The organism is Xanthomonas campestris pv. badrii (assembly GCF_012848175.1).
Classification (GTDB): Bacteria; Pseudomonadota; Gammaproteobacteria; order Xanthomonadales; family Xanthomonadaceae; genus Xanthomonas; species Xanthomonas campestris_C.
In genome coordinates, this window is record NZ_CP051651.1 from 4,857,777 (window position 1) to 4,877,610 (window position 19,834).

The 19,834-nt window shown below is 65.3% G+C and carries 16 protein-coding genes, 1 other RNA gene and 3 pseudogenes; 13 read left to right on the top strand and 7 right to left on the bottom strand.

The window, feature by feature from the left end:
• Positions 1–36: 36 nt before the first annotated feature.
• From HG421_RS20565 to HG421_RS20585, 5 genes are all read right to left on the bottom strand, one after another.
• Positions 37–1,581, bottom strand: coding sequence for an adenosine deaminase family protein (locus HG421_RS20565; RefSeq protein ID WP_169707961.1), 1,545 nt, complete (start codon positions 1,579–1,581; stop codon positions 37–39).
• A gap of 118 nt (positions 1,582–1,699) precedes the next feature.
• Positions 1,700–3,013, bottom strand: a complete 1,314-nt coding sequence (locus tag HG421_RS20570; protein WP_169707962.1) for an NCS2 family permease — start codon at positions 3,011–3,013, stop codon at positions 1,700–1,702.
• 12 nt (positions 3,014–3,025) lie between these two features.
• Positions 3,026–3,190, bottom strand: a complete 165-nt coding sequence (locus HG421_RS20575; protein WP_169707963.1) for a hypothetical protein — start codon at positions 3,188–3,190, stop codon at positions 3,026–3,028.
• Between the two features lie 81 nt (positions 3,191–3,271).
• Positions 3,272–4,231, bottom strand: a complete 960-nt coding sequence (locus HG421_RS20580; protein ID WP_169707964.1) for a PDR/VanB family oxidoreductase — start codon at positions 4,229–4,231, stop codon at positions 3,272–3,274.
• Between the two features lie 17 nt (positions 4,232–4,248).
• A complete protein-coding gene (locus tag HG421_RS20585; protein ID WP_169707965.1) occupies positions 4,249–5,301 on the bottom strand; it encodes an aromatic ring-hydroxylating oxygenase subunit alpha in 1,053 nt (350 codons plus the stop codon).
• A gap of 127 nt (positions 5,302–5,428) precedes the next feature.
• On the opposite strand from HG421_RS20585, the gene HG421_RS20590 reads away from it, so the two are divergent.
• The 4 genes and pseudogenes from HG421_RS20590 to HG421_RS20605 all read left to right on the top strand — a co-directional run bounded on the left by HG421_RS20590 (position 5,429) and on the right by HG421_RS20605 (position 7,778).
• On the top strand, positions 5,429–6,346 hold the full coding sequence (locus tag HG421_RS20590; protein ID WP_169707966.1) for a LysR family transcriptional regulator: 918 nt from the start codon (positions 5,429–5,431) through the stop codon (positions 6,344–6,346).
• A gap of 88 nt (positions 6,347–6,434) precedes the next feature.
• Positions 6,435–6,533: pseudogene (locus HG421_RS20595) on the top strand (LysR family transcriptional regulator); the annotation flags it as partial.
• 78 nt (positions 6,534–6,611) lie between these two features.
• A pseudogene (locus HG421_RS20600) lies at positions 6,612–6,728 on the top strand (LysR family transcriptional regulator); the annotation flags it as partial.
• Positions 6,729–6,971: 243 nt separating this feature from the next.
• Positions 6,972–7,778 carry a TatD family hydrolase gene (locus tag HG421_RS20605; RefSeq protein ID WP_169707967.1) on the top strand — a complete coding sequence of 269 codons (807 nt, stop codon included), beginning with the start codon at positions 6,972–6,974 and terminating at the stop codon, positions 7,776–7,778.
• Between the two features lie 33 nt (positions 7,779–7,811).
• Here HG421_RS20605 and HG421_RS21580 read toward each other — a convergent pair.
• Positions 7,812–8,004 (bottom strand): annotated as a pseudogene (locus tag HG421_RS21580) (hypothetical protein); the annotation flags it as partial.
• Positions 8,005–8,233: 229 nt separating this feature from the next.
• Between HG421_RS21580 and HG421_RS20615 the strand changes: the two are divergent.
• Positions 8,234–9,136 carry a hypothetical protein gene (locus tag HG421_RS20615; RefSeq protein WP_169707969.1) on the top strand — a complete coding sequence of 301 codons (903 nt, stop codon included), beginning with the start codon at positions 8,234–8,236 and terminating at the stop codon, positions 9,134–9,136.
• Positions 9,137–9,413: 277 nt separating this feature from the next.
• Here HG421_RS20615 and HG421_RS20620 read toward each other — a convergent pair whose 3' ends face one another.
• The gene (locus HG421_RS20620; RefSeq protein WP_169707970.1) at positions 9,414–10,307 is read right to left on the bottom strand and encodes a LysR family transcriptional regulator; all 894 of its coding nucleotides are present in this window, start codon (positions 10,305–10,307) and stop codon (positions 9,414–9,416) included.
• 97 nt (positions 10,308–10,404) lie between these two features.
• Here HG421_RS20620 and HG421_RS20625 point away from each other — a divergent pair, with 97 nt between their 5' ends.
• The 8 genes from HG421_RS20625 to HG421_RS20660 all read left to right on the top strand — a co-directional run bounded on the left by HG421_RS20625 (position 10,405) and on the right by HG421_RS20660 (position 19,705).
• A complete protein-coding gene (locus HG421_RS20625; protein WP_429001902.1) occupies positions 10,405–11,670 on the top strand; it encodes an MFS transporter in 1,266 nt (421 codons plus the stop codon).
• A 604-nt stretch (positions 11,671–12,274) separates the two neighbouring features.
• Positions 12,275–13,156 (top strand): NAD-dependent protein deacetylase, encoded by an 882-nt coding sequence (locus HG421_RS20630; protein WP_169707972.1) that lies wholly within the window; start codon positions 12,275–12,277, stop codon positions 13,154–13,156.
• 48 nt (positions 13,157–13,204) lie between these two features.
• Entirely contained in the window at positions 13,205–14,335 is a 1,131-nt protein-coding gene (locus HG421_RS20635) for an NADH:flavin oxidoreductase/NADH oxidase (RefSeq protein ID WP_169707973.1), read from the top strand.
• On the top strand, positions 14,310–15,248 hold the full coding sequence (locus HG421_RS20640) for an NAD(P)-dependent oxidoreductase (RefSeq protein WP_248279438.1): 939 nt from the start codon (positions 14,310–14,312) through the stop codon (positions 15,246–15,248). The genes HG421_RS20635 and HG421_RS20640 overlap by 26 nt, the downstream gene beginning before the upstream one ends.
• A 307-nt stretch (positions 15,249–15,555) precedes the next feature.
• A complete protein-coding gene (locus HG421_RS20645) occupies positions 15,556–15,948 on the top strand; it encodes an XVIPCD domain-containing protein (RefSeq protein ID WP_169707975.1) in 393 nt (130 codons plus the stop codon).
• A gap of 213 nt (positions 15,949–16,161) precedes the next feature.
• Positions 16,162–17,013: a formyltetrahydrofolate deformylase gene (gene purU, locus HG421_RS20650; RefSeq protein WP_169707976.1), complete on the top strand. Its 852-nt coding sequence runs from the start codon at positions 16,162–16,164 to the stop codon at positions 17,011–17,013.
• A gap of 190 nt (positions 17,014–17,203) precedes the next feature.
• Positions 17,204–17,279: non-coding RNA, sX9 sRNA (locus tag HG421_RS20655), on the top strand.
• Between the two features lie 386 nt (positions 17,280–17,665).
• Positions 17,666–19,705: a glycoside hydrolase family 3 protein gene (locus HG421_RS20660; RefSeq protein WP_211161760.1), complete on the top strand. Its 2,040-nt coding sequence runs from the start codon at positions 17,666–17,668 to the stop codon at positions 19,703–19,705.
• The last annotated feature ends 129 nt before the right edge of the window (positions 19,706–19,834 follow it).

Here is a 19,834-nt window from a genome sequence, read left to right on the forward strand (position 1 = left end):
GCGCGCTCCCGAGTGACGGGGGTGATGCCGCAGGCATTAACTGCGCTGCGCCAGCAGCGAGCGCTCGTACTGCGCCAGGTCGGTTTCCAGCTGCCATTGCAGCCGCGCCTTCTCGCTGGCCTGGCGAAAGGCACGGCAGTCGGCATCGTCTGCCTCGCGTTGCAATGCGTCGTGGCAGGACTGGACGCCGCTGCCATCGGCAGTCCACAGGCTGGCACCTGGCAGGAAACCATACGTCAGCCCGTTGCGCGCCAGTTGCTTGAGCGTGGGGTAATCGATGCCCTGTTCCTGCATGGCGCGTTGGTATTCGTGGGTCATGTCGGCACGCGACACGCCGGCATCGTCGGTGGACAGCACCACCGGCACGCCTGCGCGCAGGTACATCGCAAGCGGATGGTGCGCGCCCTTGACGCCCAGAATCACGTCGTTGCTGGTCAGGTTGATTTCCACCGCCACATGGTGCTCGCGCATGCGCGCCAGCAGCCCGCTGGCATCGTCCTCGTAGGGCAGGTCCACGCCGTGGCCGATACGGCGTGCGCCGGCATCCACGGCCTGGCGGATATGCGAACGCAGCTGCGCCGGCGGTACCAGGCCCAGGGTCAGTTCGCCTGCATGCAGCGACAGCGCAACGCCTGGATAGCGCGTGGCGAAGAAGCGGAACATCGCCATATGCCGCGTGTAGTCGGCCAGCGCCACCGGGTTGTCTTCGGGCGCGACGATATTCACCGCCACCGCACGGCTGCCGCCGGCGGCCACCAGCGCATGGGCCAGCGCCATCTGCCCGAACACCGCCGGGGGCGGCAGCACGCGCAGCACATACGGCACATAGCGATAGGTGACCCGGCAGCCGGGGCGCGCATCGGCCTGGTCGCAGCGCAGCACGCGGCGAACCTGCGCATCGATATCGGCCAGCGCCGCCTGTGCGGCCTGCACCAGCGGCGGCAACGCCTGCTGCAGGGCGGCCAGGTTGGCACTGTCGTCATCGCCTCGCCAGGGCAGCGCCTGCATGCGCTGCGCGGCCTGATCCATCTGCGGCGGATTGGCGATGATTTCCACGTAAGGCACGCGGTCGCGCGCGGCCTGGTCGAGCACCGCGGCCACCGTATCGGCCACGCGTGTGCGCACCACCGCATCGAACTTGCCGAAGCTGCCGAAGAACTGGCCGTGCCCGGTGGGCTGCGCGGCAGTGGGCAGGAACCTGCGCATCGACAAGGCATCCACCACCCGCCCGTACAACGCTGCATTGCGTGCGGCCAGGCCGCTGGCCGGCTCCTGCCCCTTGCCGCATGGCGGCGCGCGCAGGCTCAGGTCATCCAGTTGCACGCAGGCGCCGTCTTCGCTGGCCCACTGCAGATAGTCCTCGGCATACACCGAACCGGACAGGTGGTTGTGCAGGTCGCCGCCCTTGGGCATGGCCTGCAGCCAAGCGCGCAGCTGTGCAGGTTGCGCGGCGGCAGCGTGGAACAGCTGCGCCACCTGTTGCTCGCGCTGCTGCGCTGGCGCTTGCGCAGGACGTGCAAGCGCCACGCTCGGCAACACCGCGCACAAAGACAGGATCAGGTAGCGATGAAGACGTGGCATGCGGTGAGCTCTGAGCAAAAAGTAGTGGCGTCATGGAGCTGCAGTGCGTGATGCAGCGTGCCGTGCAGTGTCGCGCGCGGCCGGGAATTAGCGCGATGCAAGCGGCCGGGTGCGTTCCTCATTCCAGCGCATGGCGCAGCACGAACAAGCCGGCGATCGCCCAGGTGGCCGGGTGCACGCCGCGCCAGCGGCCGCTGCCGAGCTTGAGCGCCGCGTAGGTGATGAAGCCCAGTGCCAGACCGGTGGCGATGGAGTAGGTGAGCGGCATGGCGAGCATGCAGATCGCCGCCGGTAACGCTTCGCTGACATCGTCCCATTGGATCTGGATGCACTCGCGCAGCATCACCGAGGCCAGATAGATCAGTGCCGGCGCGGTTGCGTATGCCGGCACCATGGCCGCCAATGGCGAGAACAGCAGCGCCAGCAGGAACAAGGCGGCGACCACCAGCGCGGTCAGGCCGGTGCGCCCACCCACCTGCACGCCGGCTGCGCTTTCCACGTAGGCGGTGGTACTGGAGGTGCCGAGCAACGAACCGGCCAGGATGGCGGTGCTGTCGGCCAGCAGGGCGCGGTCGAACTGCTGGCGCTGCGCCTGCGTGCGCAGCAGGCCGGCGCGTTGTGCCACGCCCATCAAGGTGCCGGTGGCATCGAACATCTCCACCAGCACGAACACCAGCACCACATGCAGCACCGCCGCAAGCGCACCGCTGCCGCCGTGGCCATGCAGCGCGCCGGCAATATCCAGCTGCAGCAGCGTTGGCGCCAGGCTTGGCGGCAGCGACAGCACGCCCTGGTAGCGCACCAGGCCCAGCGCCAGCGCCGCGCTGGTGACGGCCAGGATGCCGAGCAACATCGCCCCCCGCACGCGGCGCAGGTCCAGCACGCCGATCAACAGCAGGCCAGCCAATGCCAGCAGCGGTTCGGGCCGATGCAGGTCGCCCAGGGTCAGCAGCGTTTGCGGATGCGCCACCACCAGCCCGGCCTTTTGCAGGCCGATCAGGGCCAGAAACAGGCCGATGCCGGCCGCGATCGCGCTGCGCAACGTGCCCGGAATGCCGTCCACCAGCCAGCGCCGCGCGCCGGTGACGGTCAGCAGCAGGAACAGGCAGCCGGAGACGAACACCAGCCCCAGCGTCTGTTGCCAGCTGTAACCCAGCGTGCCCACCACGGTGAAGGCGAAGAACGCATTCAGGCCCATGCCCGGCGCCATGCCGATCGGGTAGTTGGCCAGCACCCCCATCAGCAGCGAGCCCAGCGCCGCGGCCAGGCAGGTCGCCACGAACACCGCGCCATGGTCCATGCCGGTGGTGGCCAGGATGTCGGGGTTGACGAAGAGGATGTACGCCATCGTCAGGAAGGTGGTGGCACCAGCCAGCAGTTCGGTGCGCGGCGTGCTGCCGTTGGCGGCCAGCGCGAATCCGGGCCAGCGCATCAGCGTGCGGCCTCACGACGGAACAGGGGAATCACACGGCAGGCAGGCATCGGCAAGGCTCTCTTCAACACAGGGCATCCAGCGCGCGGCCCGTGGATGCGGGCTGCCCATCTTGCCTGGTGCGTGCGGATTTGCCAGCGCCGTGATCCATTGCAGCACGTGATCGCCGTCGTGCATCGGGATGGCCGGTGCCGGGAATCGCTGCGTGGCCTGCCGGGATCCGTGCAGCGCCTGCGCTGCGCGCACGATGCTGCAGGCTCAAAGATCCAGCACCAGGCGCGGCGAGCGGCTGCGCGAGCAGCACAGGGTGATCTGCGCATTGCTGGCGCGCTCGGCATCGCTGAGCACGCTGTCGCGGTGATCGGGGACACCGGCGATCACACCGGTCAGGCAGGCCCCGCACATGCCCTGCTCGCACGAGAGCGGCACCTCGATCCCGGCATCCAGCAGGGCGCTGGCAATGCTGCAATCGGCCGGCACCTGCAGCACGCGGCCGCTGGCGGCCAGCTCCACTTCGAAGGCGTGATCGGCATCGTGTGCAAGCCCCGGGTCGGCGGCGGCAAAGTGCTCGCGGTGCACCTGCGCCGCGCGCCAGCCATGGGTCTTGGCAAGCTGCGTGAAGTGGTCCATGAACGCCGCCGGCCCGCACAGATACAGTTGGTCGTGCGCGCGCGCCTGTCCGAGTTCCTCGGGCACATGCACGCGCGGGCTCTGCCCGCCATCGCTCAGGTGCAGGTGCACCTGGCCGTGCAGAAAGCCTTGCTGCAGCCGCTGCCCGAAGGCCACATCGGTATGCCGGCGCACGTAGTAATGCAGCACGAACGGCTCGCCGCGCGCTTCCAGCGCCTCGGCCATCGACAGCAGCGGGGTGATGCCGATGCCGGCCGCCAGCAGCACATGCCGTTCGCCCGGATGCAGTGGGAACAGGTTGCGCGGGCTGGAGATCCGCAGGCGGTCGCCGGGGCTGAGCTGTTCGCACAGGTGCCGCGAGCCGCCGCGCGAGGCATCGGCCAATTTGACGCACAGCACATAGTGATCGCGCACATGCGGCGCGCTGGCGATCGAATACTGGCGGATCAAGCCATCGGGCAAGTGCAGGTCCACATGCGCGCCTGCCTCGAAGGCAGGCAATTCCGTGCCGACCGGTTCCAGCCGGATCGCGCGTTGGCGATGGCCTTGATCGACGACGTCGGCAACACGCACTTCATGCAGGCTCATGGCGCGCTCCTTGGCGATCAACGCAGGAAGAAATCGCTATAGCCCTGGCTGCGCAGGCCACGGCGATAGGCGATCGAACTGCGGTCGGCCGGGATATGCACCTCCAGCAGCGGGTCCAGCGGCAGGTATTCGGGGCGCTGCGCTTCCACCATGGCGCGGTCTTCCTCGAACACGCGCAGGTTGAAGGCATGCACGTCCTCCACCGGCAGATGGGTGTCGAAGTTGCGCGCGATCGGCACCAGCAGCCGGGTCTTGTGCTTGGACACCGGGCTTGCGGCATTCATGATCACCAATCGCTTGCCCGGCACCGGAAAATGGATGGTGAGCGTGGCGGTGAACGGCAGATGCACCTCGAAATGACGCAGCCACTGGAAGCTGGGGTCCACGTCCGGCAGCGGCATGTCCACCGAATAATTGGCCACGCTGCTGAGGTAATCGGCATTGAAACCGGTGGGCGTTTCGGTGGTGGTGTAGGCCGGCACTTCGCGCTTGTCCGGCTGGGCGAACGTGGCGGTGTGCACGAAGGCGAAATGCGCCACGTCGATGAAGCCTTCCAGCTGCCGTGCGGCGCTGCCGGCGATGTCGAAGGCCGGGCACACGATCTGCTGAAAGCCATCCTCGTCCCAACCCGGCATCGGCGGAATCTGCACCTCGGCCTCGTTCACCCCGGCGGGTTTGGCCAGGCACACCCAGATCAGGCCGTAGCGCTCGGCCACCGCATAGGTGTGCAGGCGCATCTTGGCCGGGATGTTCTGCGTGGGGCTGGCCGGAATGTGATTGCAACGCCCGCCCGCGCCGAAGCGCAGGCCGTGGTAGGCGCACACCACGCCGCCGCCATCGGCCGTGCCCATGCTCAGCGGCACGCCGCGGTGCGGGCAGACATCGCGCGCGGCCACCAGTTCCTCGCCCAGCCGGTACAGCACCAGCGGCTCGTCCAGCAGGGTGGCCTTGAACGGCGCCTGCCCCACCTCGCTGCTCAGCGCCACCGCGTGCCAGTGCTGGGCCAGGCGCTGCCAATCGGCGGCCTCGAAGGTGCAGTGCAGCGGCAGGGCGGGGACGGCGACATCCATGGGGCGGTCTCTGGCGTAGGGCGGGGAGCGGTGCCGGATTGACTCTAGGAAGCCGGGGGTGTGTGATCAAACATCGTTTTTCCGCCAAGCCATTGCAAAAAATGCAACGGCAACCGAGCTAAGCCCCATGCTGACCTTCTCCCGCTTCACCCGCTACTTCATCGAAGTGGCCCGCTGCGGCAGCATCCGCAAGGCCTCCGAGGTGCTGCACGTATCGGCCTCGGCGATCGACCGGCAGATCCTCAAAGCCGAGGAGGAGCTGGGCGCGCAGCTGTTCGAGCGCCTGCCCGGCCGGCTGCGGCTCACGGCTGCCGGCGAGCTGTTGCTGGTGGACGTGCGCGGCTGGGAGAAGGCCTACGCCCGTACCCTGGAGCGCTTCGACGAGCTCAAGGGGCTGCGCCGCGGGCACGTGGAGATCGCCATGATCGATGCGCTCAGCGAGGGCGTGGTGCCGGCGGCAGTGGCCGCGCTGGTGCAGGAGTATCCCGGCATCACCTTCAACCTGTCCACCGCGCGCAACCAGCGGGTGATGGAGATGGTGACCTCGGCGGACGTGGACATCGGCCTGCTGCTGGACCCGGTGAGCAGCGTGGACCTGGAGGTGCGCGCGTTTGCGGATATCCCGCTTGGCATTGCGATGCCGGTCGGCCACCCGCTCAGCACCCGCACCGAGCTACAGCTCAGCGAGACGCTGGAACACCGCCTGCTGCTGCCGGCCGCGCCGCTGATCGTGGGCGAGCATGCCAAGGTGCTGTACCAGCGCCAGCACATCGACGTGAAGCGGCTCACCCACTGCAACGACGTGCGCACCCTGCGCGGACTGGTGCGCGCCGGTGCCGGCGTGGGGCTGATGTCGTGGCTGGACGCTGCGCCGGACGTGGCCGACGGGCGGCTGGCCTTCGTGCCGTTCCGCCAGCACCTGACCAAGCCGATGACGCTGGCGCTGTGCGTGGCCCCGCAACGGCAACTCTCGCGCTCGGCGCAGCTGGCGATCCAGGCACTGGCGGCAAAGATCGATGCGATGACGGTGCCGGTGGTGGGGTGAGTGTGGTGCGCAGGCGGCCCTCACCCCTGCCCCTCTCCCGTAGGCGGGAGAGGGGAAAGGCAACGCACTCGCTGCACGCCGATGACAGTGCGTGGCCCCGCAACGGCAACTCTCGCGCTCGGCGCAGCTGGCGATCCAGGCACTGGCGGCGAAGATCGATGCGATGGCGGCGCCGGCGGTGGGGTGAGCGTGGTGCGCAAGCGGCCCTCACCCCTGCCCCTCTCCCGCAGGCGGGAGAGGGGAAAGGCAACGCACTCGCTGCACGCCGATGACGCTGGCGCTGTGCGTGGCCCCGCAACGGCAGCTCTCGCGCTCGGCGCAGCTGGCGATCCAGGCGCCGGCGGCAAAGATCGATGCGATGACGGTGCCTGTGGTGGGGTGAGTATGGTGCGCAGGCGGCCCTCACCCCTGCCCCTCTCCCGCAGGCGGGAGAGGGGAAAGGCCGTGCGCTCGTGCAGGCCGATGGCATGCAGGTACCACTGACCGCATGCCGACCCCGTTGCTGATCTCCCTTCTCCCGCCTGCGGGAGAAGGTGCCCGCAGGGCGGATGAGGGCAACGTGCACCCAGTGAGGGCAACGTCCACCCAGTACAATCACACCTGCTCTTTCAAGCCACACCGCACCATGCAGTTGATCGATATCGGCGCCAACCTGACCCACGACTCTTTCGACCGCGATCGCGATGCGGTGCTGCAACGCGCCCGCGACGCAGGGGTGTCACAGCTGGTGATCACCGGCGCCAGCCGCGAGCATTCGCCGCTGGCCCTGCAACTGGCGCAACAACACCCCGGATTCCTCTACGCCACCGCCGGCGTGCACCCGCATCACGCAGTGGAATTCACCGCCGAATGCGAAGCGCAAATGCGTGCCTTGCAGGCACATCCGCAAGTGGTGGCAGTGGGCGAATGCGGGCTGGATTACTTTCGCGATTTCGCACCACGCCCTGCCCAGCACAAGGCCTTCGAGCGTCAACTGCAACTGGCCGCCGACAACGGCAAGCCGTTGTTCCTGCACCAGCGCGATGCGCACGAGGACTTCCTGTCCATCATGCGCAGTTTCGATGGCAAGCTGGGTGCGGCCGTGGTGCATTGCTTCACCGGCACGCGCGAAGAACTGTTCGCCTACCTGGACCGCGATTACTACATCGGCATTACCGGCTGGCTGTGCGACGAGCGCCGCGGCGCGCACCTGCGCGAGCTGGTGCGCAACATCCCCGCCAACCGGCTGATGATCGAAACCGACGCGCCCTACCTGCTGCCACGCACGCTCAAGCCCCTGCCCAAGGACCGTCGCAACGAGCCGATGTTCCTGTCGCATATCGTCCAGGAGCTGGCACGCGACCGTGGCGAAGCGGTGGCCTTGACGGCGGCCAACAGCACGGCGACCGCGCGGGCATTTTTTCGTTTGCCAGCGCCTGCCGCTGCGGCATGACGTGCGCAGCGTGGGCGATCACGTCGTCGGCAACTACCAGCCCTGCGCATCGCGCAGGCGCAACTTCGGTTGTGGTGCATCCACGCTGACCGTCGCCCAACGCGGTAAAGCTCTCGACCGCCAGCGCAAATGGCCGCGCGCCATCCGGTCGAAACGGCAGGCCGCCGTGCGGATCGGCAAGCAGGCTGTTGCGTGCGCCGACCCACTGCGCAGCGTCGTCAAAGCGCAGCCCGCCACGATGCGGCCTTGAGCGTGTCCATGAGCCTCTTGAATAGCACGGACTCTTGTCTGCAATCACTGGCATCGATCATCAGTGTTCACCGTCACTTGTCAGCCGTCCGACAGTTCGCTTCATGGCAGGTCGGAACTTCGCATACGCAGGCGATCCTTCCGTCAGCGTGGACGCGGCATGCAGGAAATTGCTTACCGTCAGAGAAAAAAAGAGGAGATGTAAGATGGGAAACTGCTTACGCCCACCTTCTTCAAACACGGCCACCGACGTGTGGGGGCATGGCACCGCCCAAGCGTCCACCAGCAACCCCAGTTCGCAGGCAGCAAACACGATTCCCGGCTCGCAAGAGCAGGGGGCCGTTGAGAGTGTTGCCGGAAGCCGGATTGCCGATATGTGGCTGTCATCTCTGGAGCGACCGGGTGGCAGATCTTCCAGGCGTAGTATCCGATCCACGGCCCAGGCGCCCGTCCAATCGAATCTGGATGAGAGACGCCAATCGATGCTAGAACGCGCCGTAACGCTGGTTGATCATTGGCAGGCGTTCCAGGAGCGCTGCGCGGGAACAGGTGTCGGCGACCCGCAGGCGCGCCATCTCAATATTCTCAAGAGAATCATCGAACGAAACAAACAGGCGTTGGAAAACATCGGCGGTGATGGTGGCCATATCAATGAGCGCCACCTCGACCAAATTGAACGCCAATTGCGAAGATTCGAGATAAATATCAGTAATCAAAAAAAACTCGAATCACATCTTGCAAGAGCGACCGACCTCCTGGGTCGGCTGAGGCTGCTGCAAAACCAACTCGCGACCCGAGGCTACACCAACGAAATTTTGGATGGTGTCGACTCAAAAATAAAAGAATTGGAAGGCATCTTGAATGAACTGGCCAGGGTTGATGCCGATGGCACCGGCATCGACTACGACGGTTCCCACGGGGATGCCATCGCTTCCTTCGATAGTTTAACGCTATCATTTGAAGTGACACTTGCATCTCAAGAGCCCGGCTATGAAGATTACATGAAACCCGCATTGACTGCTTTCTTGAAGGATGGTTACTCATCGAGCAGGCGGATGGCGGGCGGCGATCCTGGGATGCACGGTGGCGGCAGCCACGGCATTTCTTGAGGAGCGAGCCCGCACAGTCTCAATGGTCACCATGGAACGGCGATCGGTGTTTCGAAGCGTGGCAACGTAAGTGTTGTCTCTGTCTCTGTCTGCGCTACCGCGCAAGACAACCCGGAACTACCCCAATACTTCGAAGGCCTGGAAATGATGGGTTCCTGGTCAGGCGATGTCTGCACTGAGCACCGGTCGCTCGCGGTGAGTGCAGCAATCGGCAGGTCCAGATCAACATCGTTCCAACAACATCAAACAAGAACGGCGTGGTGACGCGGTTGCGCTGTCAGCGCTGGATCAGCGTTGCCAGTGCCCATAGATGCCGTACCAATGGCGCGGTGTCCAAGGCGCCAGGCGACACCGCCAAGGCAAGCCGCGCCAACGGCATGCGCCCGTCGATATCCAGGTAACGCACACCCGGGCGCTGCAGTTGTGCGGTGGAGGCGGGAACCACCGACACGCCGAGTTCGGCAGCAACCAGATTGATGATCGACGACATCTGCGGTGCTTCCTGGGTGATGCGCAAGGTCACGCCGGATTCGCGGCAGGCAGCCAGGATTTCGTCGTACAGGCTGGAACCGAAGCTGCGCGGAAACAGGATGAAGGGTTCGCCGGCCAGCGCGGCCAGCGGTGCGCTGGCGCGCGCGGCCAGCGGGTGCGCGGCGGGCACCGCGATCTTCATCGGCTCATCGGCAAAGCGCAGCAGGTGCAGATCCGGCGGGGTGCTCAGCCCGTAGCGCACGAAGGCCGCATCCAGGCGGCCGTCGGCCAGACCCATCAGCAGGCTGGCGGTGTTGGTCTCTTCCAGCAGAAGGTCCACCTGCGGCCACTGCCGGCGGAAATCGCGGATCAGTCGCGGCCCCACCGGGCTGAAGGCCGCCGAGGCGGTAAAGCCCATGCGCAACCGGCCCGATTCCCCGCGCGCCACGCGGCGGGCCGTTTCGGCGGCGCGTTCCACATCGGCCAGGACCCGGCGCACTTCGCCCAGGAATGCCTCACCGGCGGGGGTCAGCTCGGCGCCACTGTGGGTGCGGCGGAACAGCGGTGTGCCCAGTTCACGCTCCAGGGTCTGGATCTGCTGGCTCAGTGGCGGCTGGCCGATGCCGACCCGCGTGGCGGCGCGGGTGAAGTTGCCTTCTTCGGCAACCGCCAGGAAATAGCGCAGGTGACGCAGCTCCAAGGTATCTGTTTCGCATATGGCAACTGCGGGCATCATATATTGGACAGGGGGTGGTGACAGGCGAATACTCGCCGTCCCACGGCTGCACCGAGTCTGCGTGTCTTCTTCTGATCCCCGCCCATTGCCGAGCGCTGCCGCGCGTGTCGATGCCACGCCGGCCACCGGCCGCATCCGGCTGGCCCTGTTCCTGGCCGGCTTTTCCACCTTCTCGCTGCTGTACAGCGTGCAGCCTGTACTGCCGGAATTTGCACGCAGTTTCGGCGTGGATGCGGCGGTGGCGTCGCTGCCGTTATCGCTGGCCACCGGCGGCCTGGCGCTGGCGATCTTCTGCGCGGGTGCGCTGTCGGAAAACCTGGGCCGGCGCGGGCTGATGTTCGCCTCGATCGCATTGGCCGCGGTACTCAACCTGGTGGCGGCCTTCCTGCCGGACTGGCATGCGCTGGTGGTGGTGCGCACCTTGTCCGGCATCGCGCTGGGTGGGGTGCCGGCGGTGGCCATGGTGTATCTGGGCGAAGAACTGCCCGCCAGCAAGCTGGGGGCGGCCACCGGCCTGTATGTGGCCGGCAATGCCTTCGGTGGCATGACCGGGCGCATCACGATGAGTGTGCTGACCGACCATACCGACTGGCGCACCGCGCTGGCGCTGCTGAGCGGGTTCGACCTGCTGTGCGCGTTCGCCTTCCTGTGGCTGCTGCCGCCTTCGCGACATTTCGTGCGCCGGCATGGGGTCAACCTGCAGTTTCATCTGCGCGCCTGGGCCGGGCATCTGCGCGACCGCAACCTGCCATGGCTGTTCGCGTTGCCGTTCCTGCTGATGGGCGTGTTCGTGTGTCTCTACAACTACGCGGGCTTTCGCCTGGGCGGGCCGGAATTCGGCCTGAGCCAGAGCCAGATCGGCCTGATCTTCAGTGGGTATGTGTTCGGTATCGTCAGCTCGTCGGTGGCCGGTGCGGCGTCGGACCGCTTCGGTCGCGGGCCGGTGGTCAGCGCCGGCATCGTGCTGTGCGTGCTGGGCGTGGCGCTGACCCTGGCGCATGTCCTGGCGCTGGTGGTGGCCGGCATCGTATTGCTGACGATCGGCTTTTTCATCGCGCATTCGGCGGCCAGCGCGTGGGTGAGCCGGCTCGGTGGCGCGCATCGCAGCCATGCCGCGTCGTTGTATCTGCTGGCCTATTACGCCGGCTCCAGTGTGATCGGGGCGTTGGGCGGCTGGTTCTGGCAGCACGGCGGGTGGGCCGGGCTGGTCGGCATGTGCCTGACGCTGCTGGCGCTGGCGTTTGCTGCGGCGCACGTGTTGCGCCAACGCGCGGACGATGCACGCCCCTATGGCCGGTTCGCGCCGCATCCAGCGCGTGGCGAATGAGCCGGGCTGACTGGGTAGTGACGCGATCGCAGCAGTGGCACAAGACGCCTACGGTACGCCTTGGCGGCGTGCACTGGCCGGACGAGGTGACGCGCTTGCCGCGCGCAAGCTGCACATGTTTGCTGCGCCGGGGGCGGCAGACGCGCGCGCAGGCGCTGTATTCGCAGGCAGGCCATGCCCGTTTCAGGAGGAAAGCGCATGCTTCAATCGCAGTGTGCAGCGGCGGGATTGCGTGGTGAGGAGTGCGCGTGTGCACTGACAGGCAATGATGCGTCGCGCTCGTACAACCGGCGTGTCGGTCCCGCAAGGTCGCTGGCCTTCTGCTGCAATCCCGTGTAATGGCCTCTTCCGTGACGGCGCCACGCTCCAGGCGGTCGCTTGGAATCGACCATCCCGGCCCAATGTGATGAACTCGCTCACGGCAGTACGCATAGGCATTTCGGCTGCATCCAGCGCCTTCGGCAGCGCGTACTAGATGCTGAGCCGTGCCGATGGCGCTGTGCACTGCACTCCACACGGCTCGCTGCATCATCTATGCACGCGTGCGCTGCAGTCGCTCCGGTAGAGCTTGCAAGGTGATCCCCATGGCACTTGGAGGTGTTCGATGACCGCTGTCCTAGCCCAGGCCGACGACGCGTTGCAGGCGTTCATCGAGCGCCACCAACGCCTGTTCGTGCTCAGTGGTGCTGGCTGCAGTACCGATTCGGGCATTCCCGACTACCGCGACCTGCAGGGCGGCTGGAAGCGCCCGCAACCGGTGACGTTCCAGGCCTTCATGGGCGAGGTGTCCACGCGCCAGCGCTATTGGGCACGCAGCTTGGTGGGCTGGCCGCGGTTCGGGCTGGCCAAGCCCAATGCCACCCATCACGCGCTCGCCGCACTGGAAGCACGTGGCCAACTGGAATTGCTGCTCACCCAGAACGTGGACCGCCTGCACCAGGCTGCCGGCAGCCAGGCGGTGATCGACCTGCATGGCCGGCTGGATGTGGTGCGCTGCATGGGCTGCGAACAGCGCATGCCGCGCACCGAGTTCCAGCGGCTGCTCGAGCAGGCCAATCCCGGCTGGGCCGACCTGGAGGCGGCCCAGGCGCCCGATGGCGATGCGGATCTGGACGCTGTGGCGTTCGATAGCTTCGTGGTGCCGCCATGTCCGGCATGCGGCGCCGTGCTCAAGCCAGACGTGGTGTTCTTCGGCGAGAACGTGCCGCGCGAGCGGGTGGAGCGCGCGTTTGCGCATCTGCAGGCCGCCGACGCGGTGCTGGTGGTGGGGTCGTCGCTGATGGTCTATTCGGGCTTTCGCTTCGTGCAGGCCGCGGCACGCAATGGTGTGCCGATCGCGGCGTTGAATTTCGGGCGCACGCGCGCCGATGCGCTGTTGAGCCTGAAGGTGGAACGTTCGTGCGCCGATGCGCTGGCCTTTTTGCAGCCACCGCGTGATTCGCGGCACCCCACAGCGGCCAGGTACGACAGTGCGCGCTCTGCATGACGCAGTGATCCATTGCCGCGGTTGTGCGGCGGCGCGGCACGCAGTGCAATGGGCATCCCCCCGTTGCGCCTGGATGTTGCCTTGAGCCAGTTGTTCACTCCCATCGCGTTCGGCCCGCTTGCGCTCGCCAACCGCATTGTCATCGCCCCGATGTGCCAGTATTCGGCACAGGATGGGTGCGCCACCGATTGGCACCGCATCCATCTGGGCACGCTGTCGCAATCGGGTGCGGGCCTGTTGATCCTGGAAGCGGCCGCGGTGCTGCCGGAAGGGCGCATCAGCTACGCCGATCTCGGGCTGTACGACGATGCCAGCGAGCGCGCGCTGGCCGATGTGCTGCAATCGGTGCGCCGCTGGTCGCCGATGCCGATCGGCATCCAGCTGGCACATGCCGGGCGCAAGGCCTCCACCGACCTGCCGTGGAACGGCGGCGAGGCGATCGCGCCCGACCATGCCAATGGTTGGCAGACCGTGTCCGCCTCGGCGCTGCCGTTCCGCGACGGCCAGCCTGCGCCGCAGGCGCTGGATGAGGCCGGCATCGACGCGGTGGTGGCCGCATTCGTCGCATCGGCCATCCGTGCAGAACGCCTGGGCCTGCAGCTGATCGAGCTGCACGCCGCGCATGGCTATCTGATGCATCAGTTTCTCTCGCCGCTGAGCAACCAGCGCAGCGATGCCTATGGCGGCTCGCTGGAGAACCGCATGCGGCTGACGCTGCGCATCTTCGATGCGGTGCGTGCGGCGGTGTCGGAACCGATGGCGGTGGGCGTCCGCATCTCGGCCACCGACTGGGTGGACGGCGGCTGGGATCTGGAGCAGAGCATCGCCCTGTCCAAGGCACTGGACGCACGTGGTGCGCACTATATCCATGTCTCCAGCGGCGGGCTGGATCCGCGCCAGCAGATCGCGCTGCAGGACGGCTACCAGATTCCGTTTGCGCAGGCGATCCGCGCGCAGGTGGGCACGCCGGTGATCGGCGTCGGCCTGATCACCGAGCCGGCGCATGCCGAGGCAATCTTGCAGGATGGCCAGGCCGACGCCATCGCCCTGGCGCGCGGCATCCTGTACGACCCCCGCTGGCCCTGGCACGCCGCTGCCGCACTGGGTGCCAGCGTCACGCCGGCACCGCAATATCTGCGCTGCGAACCGCGCGATGCGCGCGGCGTGTTCGCCACTTGATGCTGACTCCCGACGTCATACCGAACAAGGACACCGCATGCCGATAGGATTTCTGGGGCTGGGCACGATGGGCCTGCCAATGGCGCATAACCTGCTGCGCGCCGGCTTCGAGCTGAGCGTGTGGAACCGCTCGCCGGAGCGCGCGCAGCCATTGCGCGATGCAGGTGCCACGGTGGTGGAGGCCGCGCAGGCCGCAGCGCATGGCCCGTTGCTGTTTTCGATGCTCGCCGACGACAACGCGGTGCGCCAGACCGTAGTGGACGGCGGTGTGCTGGATGCGCTGCCGGCCGGCAGCGTGCACGTCAACATGGCTACCGTCTCGGTGGCGCTGGCGCATGAATTGACCGCCCTGCATGCCGAGCGCGGTATCGCCTACGTGGCGGCACCGGTGCTCGGTCGTGTCGATGTGGCCGAAGCGGGCAAGCTCAACATCCTGGCCGCCGGCGATGATGCCGCACTGGCACGCGTGCAGCCGATGTTCGATGCGCTGGGGCAGAAGACCTGGCACATCGGTCGCGTGCCCGAGCAGGCCAATGCGGTGAAGCTGGCGGCCAACTTCTGCCTGGCCAGCGCCATCGGTGCCATGGCCGAAGCCAGCGCATTGGCCCGCGGACATGGCGTGGACACCACCCAGTTCCTGGGCATGCTCACCAGCACCTTGTTCGCTGCGCCGGCGTACCAGGGCTACGGCAAGCTGATCATGCAGCGCCAGTACAGCCCCGCCGGCTTCACCGCCACCCTGGGCCGCAAGGATGTGGATCTGGCGATCCAGGCCGGCGCCGAGAAGCAGGTGCCCATGCCGTTGGGTGAACTGCTGCGCGCCAGCCTGGACGAGGCGATCGCCTACGGCGACGGCAATGCCGACTGGGCGGTACTGGCCGAGGTGGCGGCGCGCCGGGCAGGGCAGGCGTAGCGCAAATGAGCCGCGATGGTGGAATAAAACCCCTCTCCGCGCGGGAGAGGGGCTGGGGTGAGGGTACGTCAATTGACACAATCGAAGCGCTGCCCAGCACACAGCCACGCGCACGTGGCTGGCTTGAGGCAATCTCCGCAAGCGGCTAAGGTGCCTGCTCGATTCGGTCCGGTAACGATCTGCGCGATGCGCACGGCGTTGCAGCCACCACCAGCGCCTTCAGGGAGAATGCGATGCGACACCTGCACATCAGGCCCGGTTCCTCCGCGCGCCCATCGCGCGGAGCGGCCGATGCCGGTGACGCGTCATGACCACGCCGCCAGTCATCGACAAAGGCCAGGTCGGCCCGGATCATCCCGAGCATCCGGACCATTATCTGTTCGCGCAGATCCGCGAGGCGGTGAGCGTGCTCGACGCCGAATTGAACAAGCCCACCGACGAGGCCAGCGAACGCATGGCCGCACGCCTGCTGCCGCTGGCCAAGCAGCATGGCTTCGATCGGGTGGACCATGTGGTGCTCAGCCGGCATGTCGGCGAAGTCGGCGAGAACGTGTTTCTGGTGCGTGGCGAGCTGTCCGATCCGGCGCACCTGCGTGCGCACATCACCACCCAGGATGCGATGGAGACCTCCGTGGAAGATTCGCTGGCGCAGCTGGATGAAATCAACCGTCGCCTGATGCTGCGCTTGCCGCCGCGCTGACGCATCCGAGCGACGAGTGACCCTGTCGCAACGCGCTGCGCATGCGGTTTGCAGGGCGCCAAGCGCTGTGATCGGGATTGACCACAACACCGCAGGCCGCGACCGTGTCCTTTGTGCATCTCGGCTCCACGTCACCCCGAGTACCTGCGTGCCGCAAAAGTTACCGACGCAAGCACTGCGCCGTTAGTCGCATGCATTGGCTATCATCGCCCGATGCGCTCCGACTACATCCTCACGCTCTCCTGCCCTGACCGCACCGGTATCGTCTATCGCGTGACCGGCCTGTTGTTCGATCTGGCCTGCAACATCCTCGACGCACAGCAATTCGGCGACGACGAAAGTGGCCGTTTTTTCCTGCGCGTGCATTTCGACAAGCCGCCCGGCACCGGAATCGCCAGCCTCGAGCAGCGGTTCGCTCTGCTCGCCAATGAGTTCCAGATGGCCTGGCAATTGCACGATGCGCGCCGCCGCGCGCGGCTGCTGGTGTTGGTGAGCAAGCAGGGGCATTGTCTCAACGACCTGTTGTTTCGCATGCACAGCCGGCAACTGCCGGTGGACATCGTGGCCGTGGTCTCCAACCATGCGGACTTCGCGCCGCTGGCCGCGTCCTACGGGATCGACTTCCACCACCTGCCGGTCAGTGCACACACGCGTGCCGCGCAGGAAGCCCAGCTGCTTGCGCTGGTCCAGGAGCTGCACATCGACCTGGTGGTGCTGGCGCGCTATATGCAGATTCTCTCGCCTGCGCTGTGCCGCGCATTGGCCGGGCGCGCGATCAACATCCATCACAGCTTCCTGCCCAGCTTCAAGGGCGCCCAGCCGTATCACCAGGCGCACGCGCGCGGGGTCAAGATCATCGGCGCCACCGCCCATTATGTGACCGAGGACCTGGACGAAGGTCCGATCATCGAGCAGGACGTCGCCCGCGTGGACCACGCCATGACCCCGCGCGATCTGGTACGCGTGGGCAGCGACACCGAATCGCTGGTACTCGCCCGTGCTGTGCGCCGCCACGTCGAGCATCGCATCGTGCTCAACGGACATCGCACGGTGGTGTTTCGTTGACGCTTGCGTGGCGGTAGCGCATGTGGGCTGCCGACTGTCCAGGCGTTGGGTTCGGTCCATACCGTTGCAGAGCCGTTCGATCCTGACGAGGATCAAGGCGATTTGAACGGTCGCCGGTGGCGGCTGCAACACGCACCAAGACCTTGGTTTGCGCTTCAGATCGGCCGCCGAAAGCGGCGCTCGGCGCTGCATGTACGCCTCATACACTCCGGTCCCTTCGCTCCGTCCGCATCCGCCCCAGGACTGCTCGCTACGTGCTGTTGGCCGCTCTGAGAAGCTCGCATGCAGATCACCACACTGGCGCTCGAGCAGGTATCCAGCAACCGATGAAATCGATGCTTACTGCCAACAACTGGAACCAGTCAGAAGAAATCAACTGAATCTCGAAATCCTTCGTTATTGGTGGCGAACTTTCGCCAAAGGAAGGGTGGTGGCAGTGGAAAATGCCGCACATTCGCTGGCGACACACGCGTTATCGCAAGGCATATCCGTCATAGGAATTATGGATACCAGCCGTTTCTGCGGCGGGATGCTGATAATTGTTCGTAGCGCAGCATAGTGGCCTGCCGACTCGTACCGTGTCGCTTGTCTTTCGCAGGCCGTCGTCGTGCGCATCGGGCTTTACCTCTCGACACCATCATGCAGGTGAAAAATGAATTTTCCGGGAAAAGCTCGGCCCCATCAGCGATTGACAAAAGCTGTCTTGCTGGCGACGTGCGCACTCATGAGTGGGATGGGTGTCTGCGCGGAGACAACCTTCGCCACATCGGCTGTCGGTCATGCCACTGAACATGAGGCGACGTATGCGCATCTGTCTGGCGCAAACAGTTCCGCAGGATCCGGCCGAGGCGGCGGCGGACAGGGCGCTGCGGTAATCCCCATGAACATAAGAAAAAAAGTAGAGGCAATGACGCTCGAGGAAAAGATCGGGCAAAAGATAATGCTCGATTTCCGCTACTGGGATCCGGTCGGTAACCAAAGGCTGGACATGACCGCTCCTGATGATGTGATAGGGCGGATCATCGAGAGCAACCACGTTGGTGGCGTCATTCTCTTTTCAAATAATTTGAAGGAGCAGTCGCAGATCAAGACGCTTGCCGATTGGTACGCCGGCATGGAGACCAGCGGAGGGGTGCGTTTACTGATTGCGACCGACAATGAGGGCGGGAATGTATTTCGACTCCCCCGTAACGCCTATGCGTCCTTCTCTGGAAATATGGCCCTTGCAGCGGCGATCCAGGGAGGCGCAAGCGAGCAGCTTGCGTATGAACAAGGCAGGTTGCTGGCGCAGGATCTGCTCGGATTGAAGATCAATACCAATTTCGCACCGGTGGTCGATGTCAACACCAATCCCTTCAATCCGGTCATCAACGTTCGCGCATTCAGTGACGACGCAAGCCTGGTATCACGCTTGGCCGGAAGAATTTCCGCCGGGATGGAGCATCAAGGGCTGATCACGACCTATAAGCACTTTCCGGGCCACGGTAGCACTTCAACCGACTCGCACACGGGCCTGCCGCGCGTGGATCTTTCACTGGAGCAAGCCGTCGCTATCGACCTTGCGCCTTATCAACAGGCCATCGCTGCAAACGCCGCCCCGGATATGGTCATGACGGCGCATATCCAGTACCCGGCACTGGATCAAAGCCTGGTCACCAATCGCAACGGGCAAAGGATTGTCGTTCCTGCCACCATGTCACGGCAGATACAGACGCATATCCTGCGCGAAGAACTGGGCTACGCCGGCGTGTCCATTTCCGATGCGCTAGACATGGGGGCGATCACCGACAACTTCACGCAGGAAGATTCTGTCGAGAAGGTCTTTGCTGCGGGAGTGGATATCGCACTGATGCCGGTCAGCATCTCCACCCCCTCTCAGGCCGACCTGCTGCCCAGGCTTGTCAGCGTGGTTGCGCAATCGGTCAGAGAGGGACGCATCAGGCAGGACGATATAGATGCCTCGGTGGAGCGAATTCTGGCACTCAAGGCCCGGCATGGCCTGCTGGGAAACAACCTGCTGGCAAGGCACCAACGCACTTCCAGCGGAGCGTCCTCCTTGGCCCCACAACAAGTCCAGAAGGCGATTGCGGATCAATCGATCACTGTGGTGATCAATCGTCAATCTCTGTTGCCGTTGAAAGACAAAGCGCTACGCTATTTCATCCTGACGCCTCAAGCTCAGCAGGCCACAGGTATTGCGACCGCGATGGGGCAGCAGGGATATCGCAGCGTCGTTGCCGCAGACGAGTCAACACTCACCGATGCGCAAATAAAAGAAAATATCGCCAAGTGCGATGTTTTCCTGCTGGGAACCCTGCCGACCAACTTCACGGCGGCCGAGCGGGATGTTGTTCCTGCCTTGCAGACGACCGTCGTGCCAGACGACAACAGGTACCTCGACTGGCTAAGGTATGCTGCTGGCTTGGGGAAAAAACGCGTCCACCTCGCTCTGCGCGCGCCGTACGACATCGTGAATTATTCCGAGAACACCGATGCCGCCGTCGCCACTTATTCCTATTTCGGTTACAACAACGGTGTGTGGCTCGGACCTTCCATGTTGTCGCTAGCGGAAGTGCTCACTGGCAAGGTGGCGCCTCGCGGGAAATTGCCGGTAAATCTTTGGAGCAACTACGACGCGGAGAAGAACACGGGGACAGTGGCCTACCCGCGAGGATTCGGGCTGAGCTGGTGATGACGATGGCAAGGTGTAGATCGATCTGGATCATGGTTGCGAACGCCCTTGGTGTCGTAGCGGAGAGCCCAACACCCAGGAAGTGCTTGCGGCAGCTGGAAAAGCTCCGGCACATAGCGAACCGTCAGC

Excerpts from the sequence above, each read along its gene's own strand:
- HG421_RS20565 (WP_169707961.1), bottom strand. The coding sequence starts at position 1,581 with ATGCCACGTCTTCATCGCTACCTGATCCTGTCTTTGTGCGCGGTGTTG.
- HG421_RS20570 (WP_169707962.1), bottom strand. The coding sequence starts at position 3,013 with ATGCGCTGGCCCGGATTCGCGCTGGCCGCCAACGGCAGCACGCCGCGC.
- HG421_RS20575 (WP_169707963.1), bottom strand. The coding sequence starts at position 3,190 with ATGCACGACGGCGATCACGTGCTGCAATGGATCACGGCGCTGGCAAAT.
- HG421_RS20580 (WP_169707964.1), bottom strand. The coding sequence starts at position 4,231 with ATGAGCCTGCATGAAGTGCGTGTTGCCGACGTCGTCGATCAAGGCCAT.
- HG421_RS20585 (WP_169707965.1), bottom strand. The coding sequence starts at position 5,301 with ATGGATGTCGCCGTCCCCGCCCTGCCGCTGCACTGCACCTTCGAGGCC.
- HG421_RS20590 (WP_169707966.1), top strand. The coding sequence starts at position 5,429 with ATGCTGACCTTCTCCCGCTTCACCCGCTACTTCATCGAAGTGGCCCGC.
- HG421_RS20605 (WP_169707967.1), top strand. The coding sequence starts at position 6,972 with ATGCAGTTGATCGATATCGGCGCCAACCTGACCCACGACTCTTTCGAC.
- HG421_RS20615 (WP_169707969.1), top strand. The coding sequence starts at position 8,234 with ATGGGAAACTGCTTACGCCCACCTTCTTCAAACACGGCCACCGACGTG.
- HG421_RS20630 (WP_169707972.1), top strand. The coding sequence starts at position 12,275 with ATGACCGCTGTCCTAGCCCAGGCCGACGACGCGTTGCAGGCGTTCATC.
- HG421_RS20635 (WP_169707973.1), top strand. The coding sequence starts at position 13,205 with ATGGGCATCCCCCCGTTGCGCCTGGATGTTGCCTTGAGCCAGTTGTTC.
- HG421_RS20640 (WP_248279438.1), top strand. The coding sequence starts at position 14,310 with ATGCGCGCGGCGTGTTCGCCACTTGATGCTGACTCCCGACGTCATACC.
- HG421_RS20645 (WP_169707975.1), top strand. The coding sequence starts at position 15,556 with ATGACCACGCCGCCAGTCATCGACAAAGGCCAGGTCGGCCCGGATCAT.
- purU (WP_169707976.1), top strand. The coding sequence starts at position 16,162 with ATGCGCTCCGACTACATCCTCACGCTCTCCTGCCCTGACCGCACCGGT.
- HG421_RS20660 (WP_211161760.1), top strand. The coding sequence starts at position 17,666 with ATGAATTTTCCGGGAAAAGCTCGGCCCCATCAGCGATTGACAAAAGCT.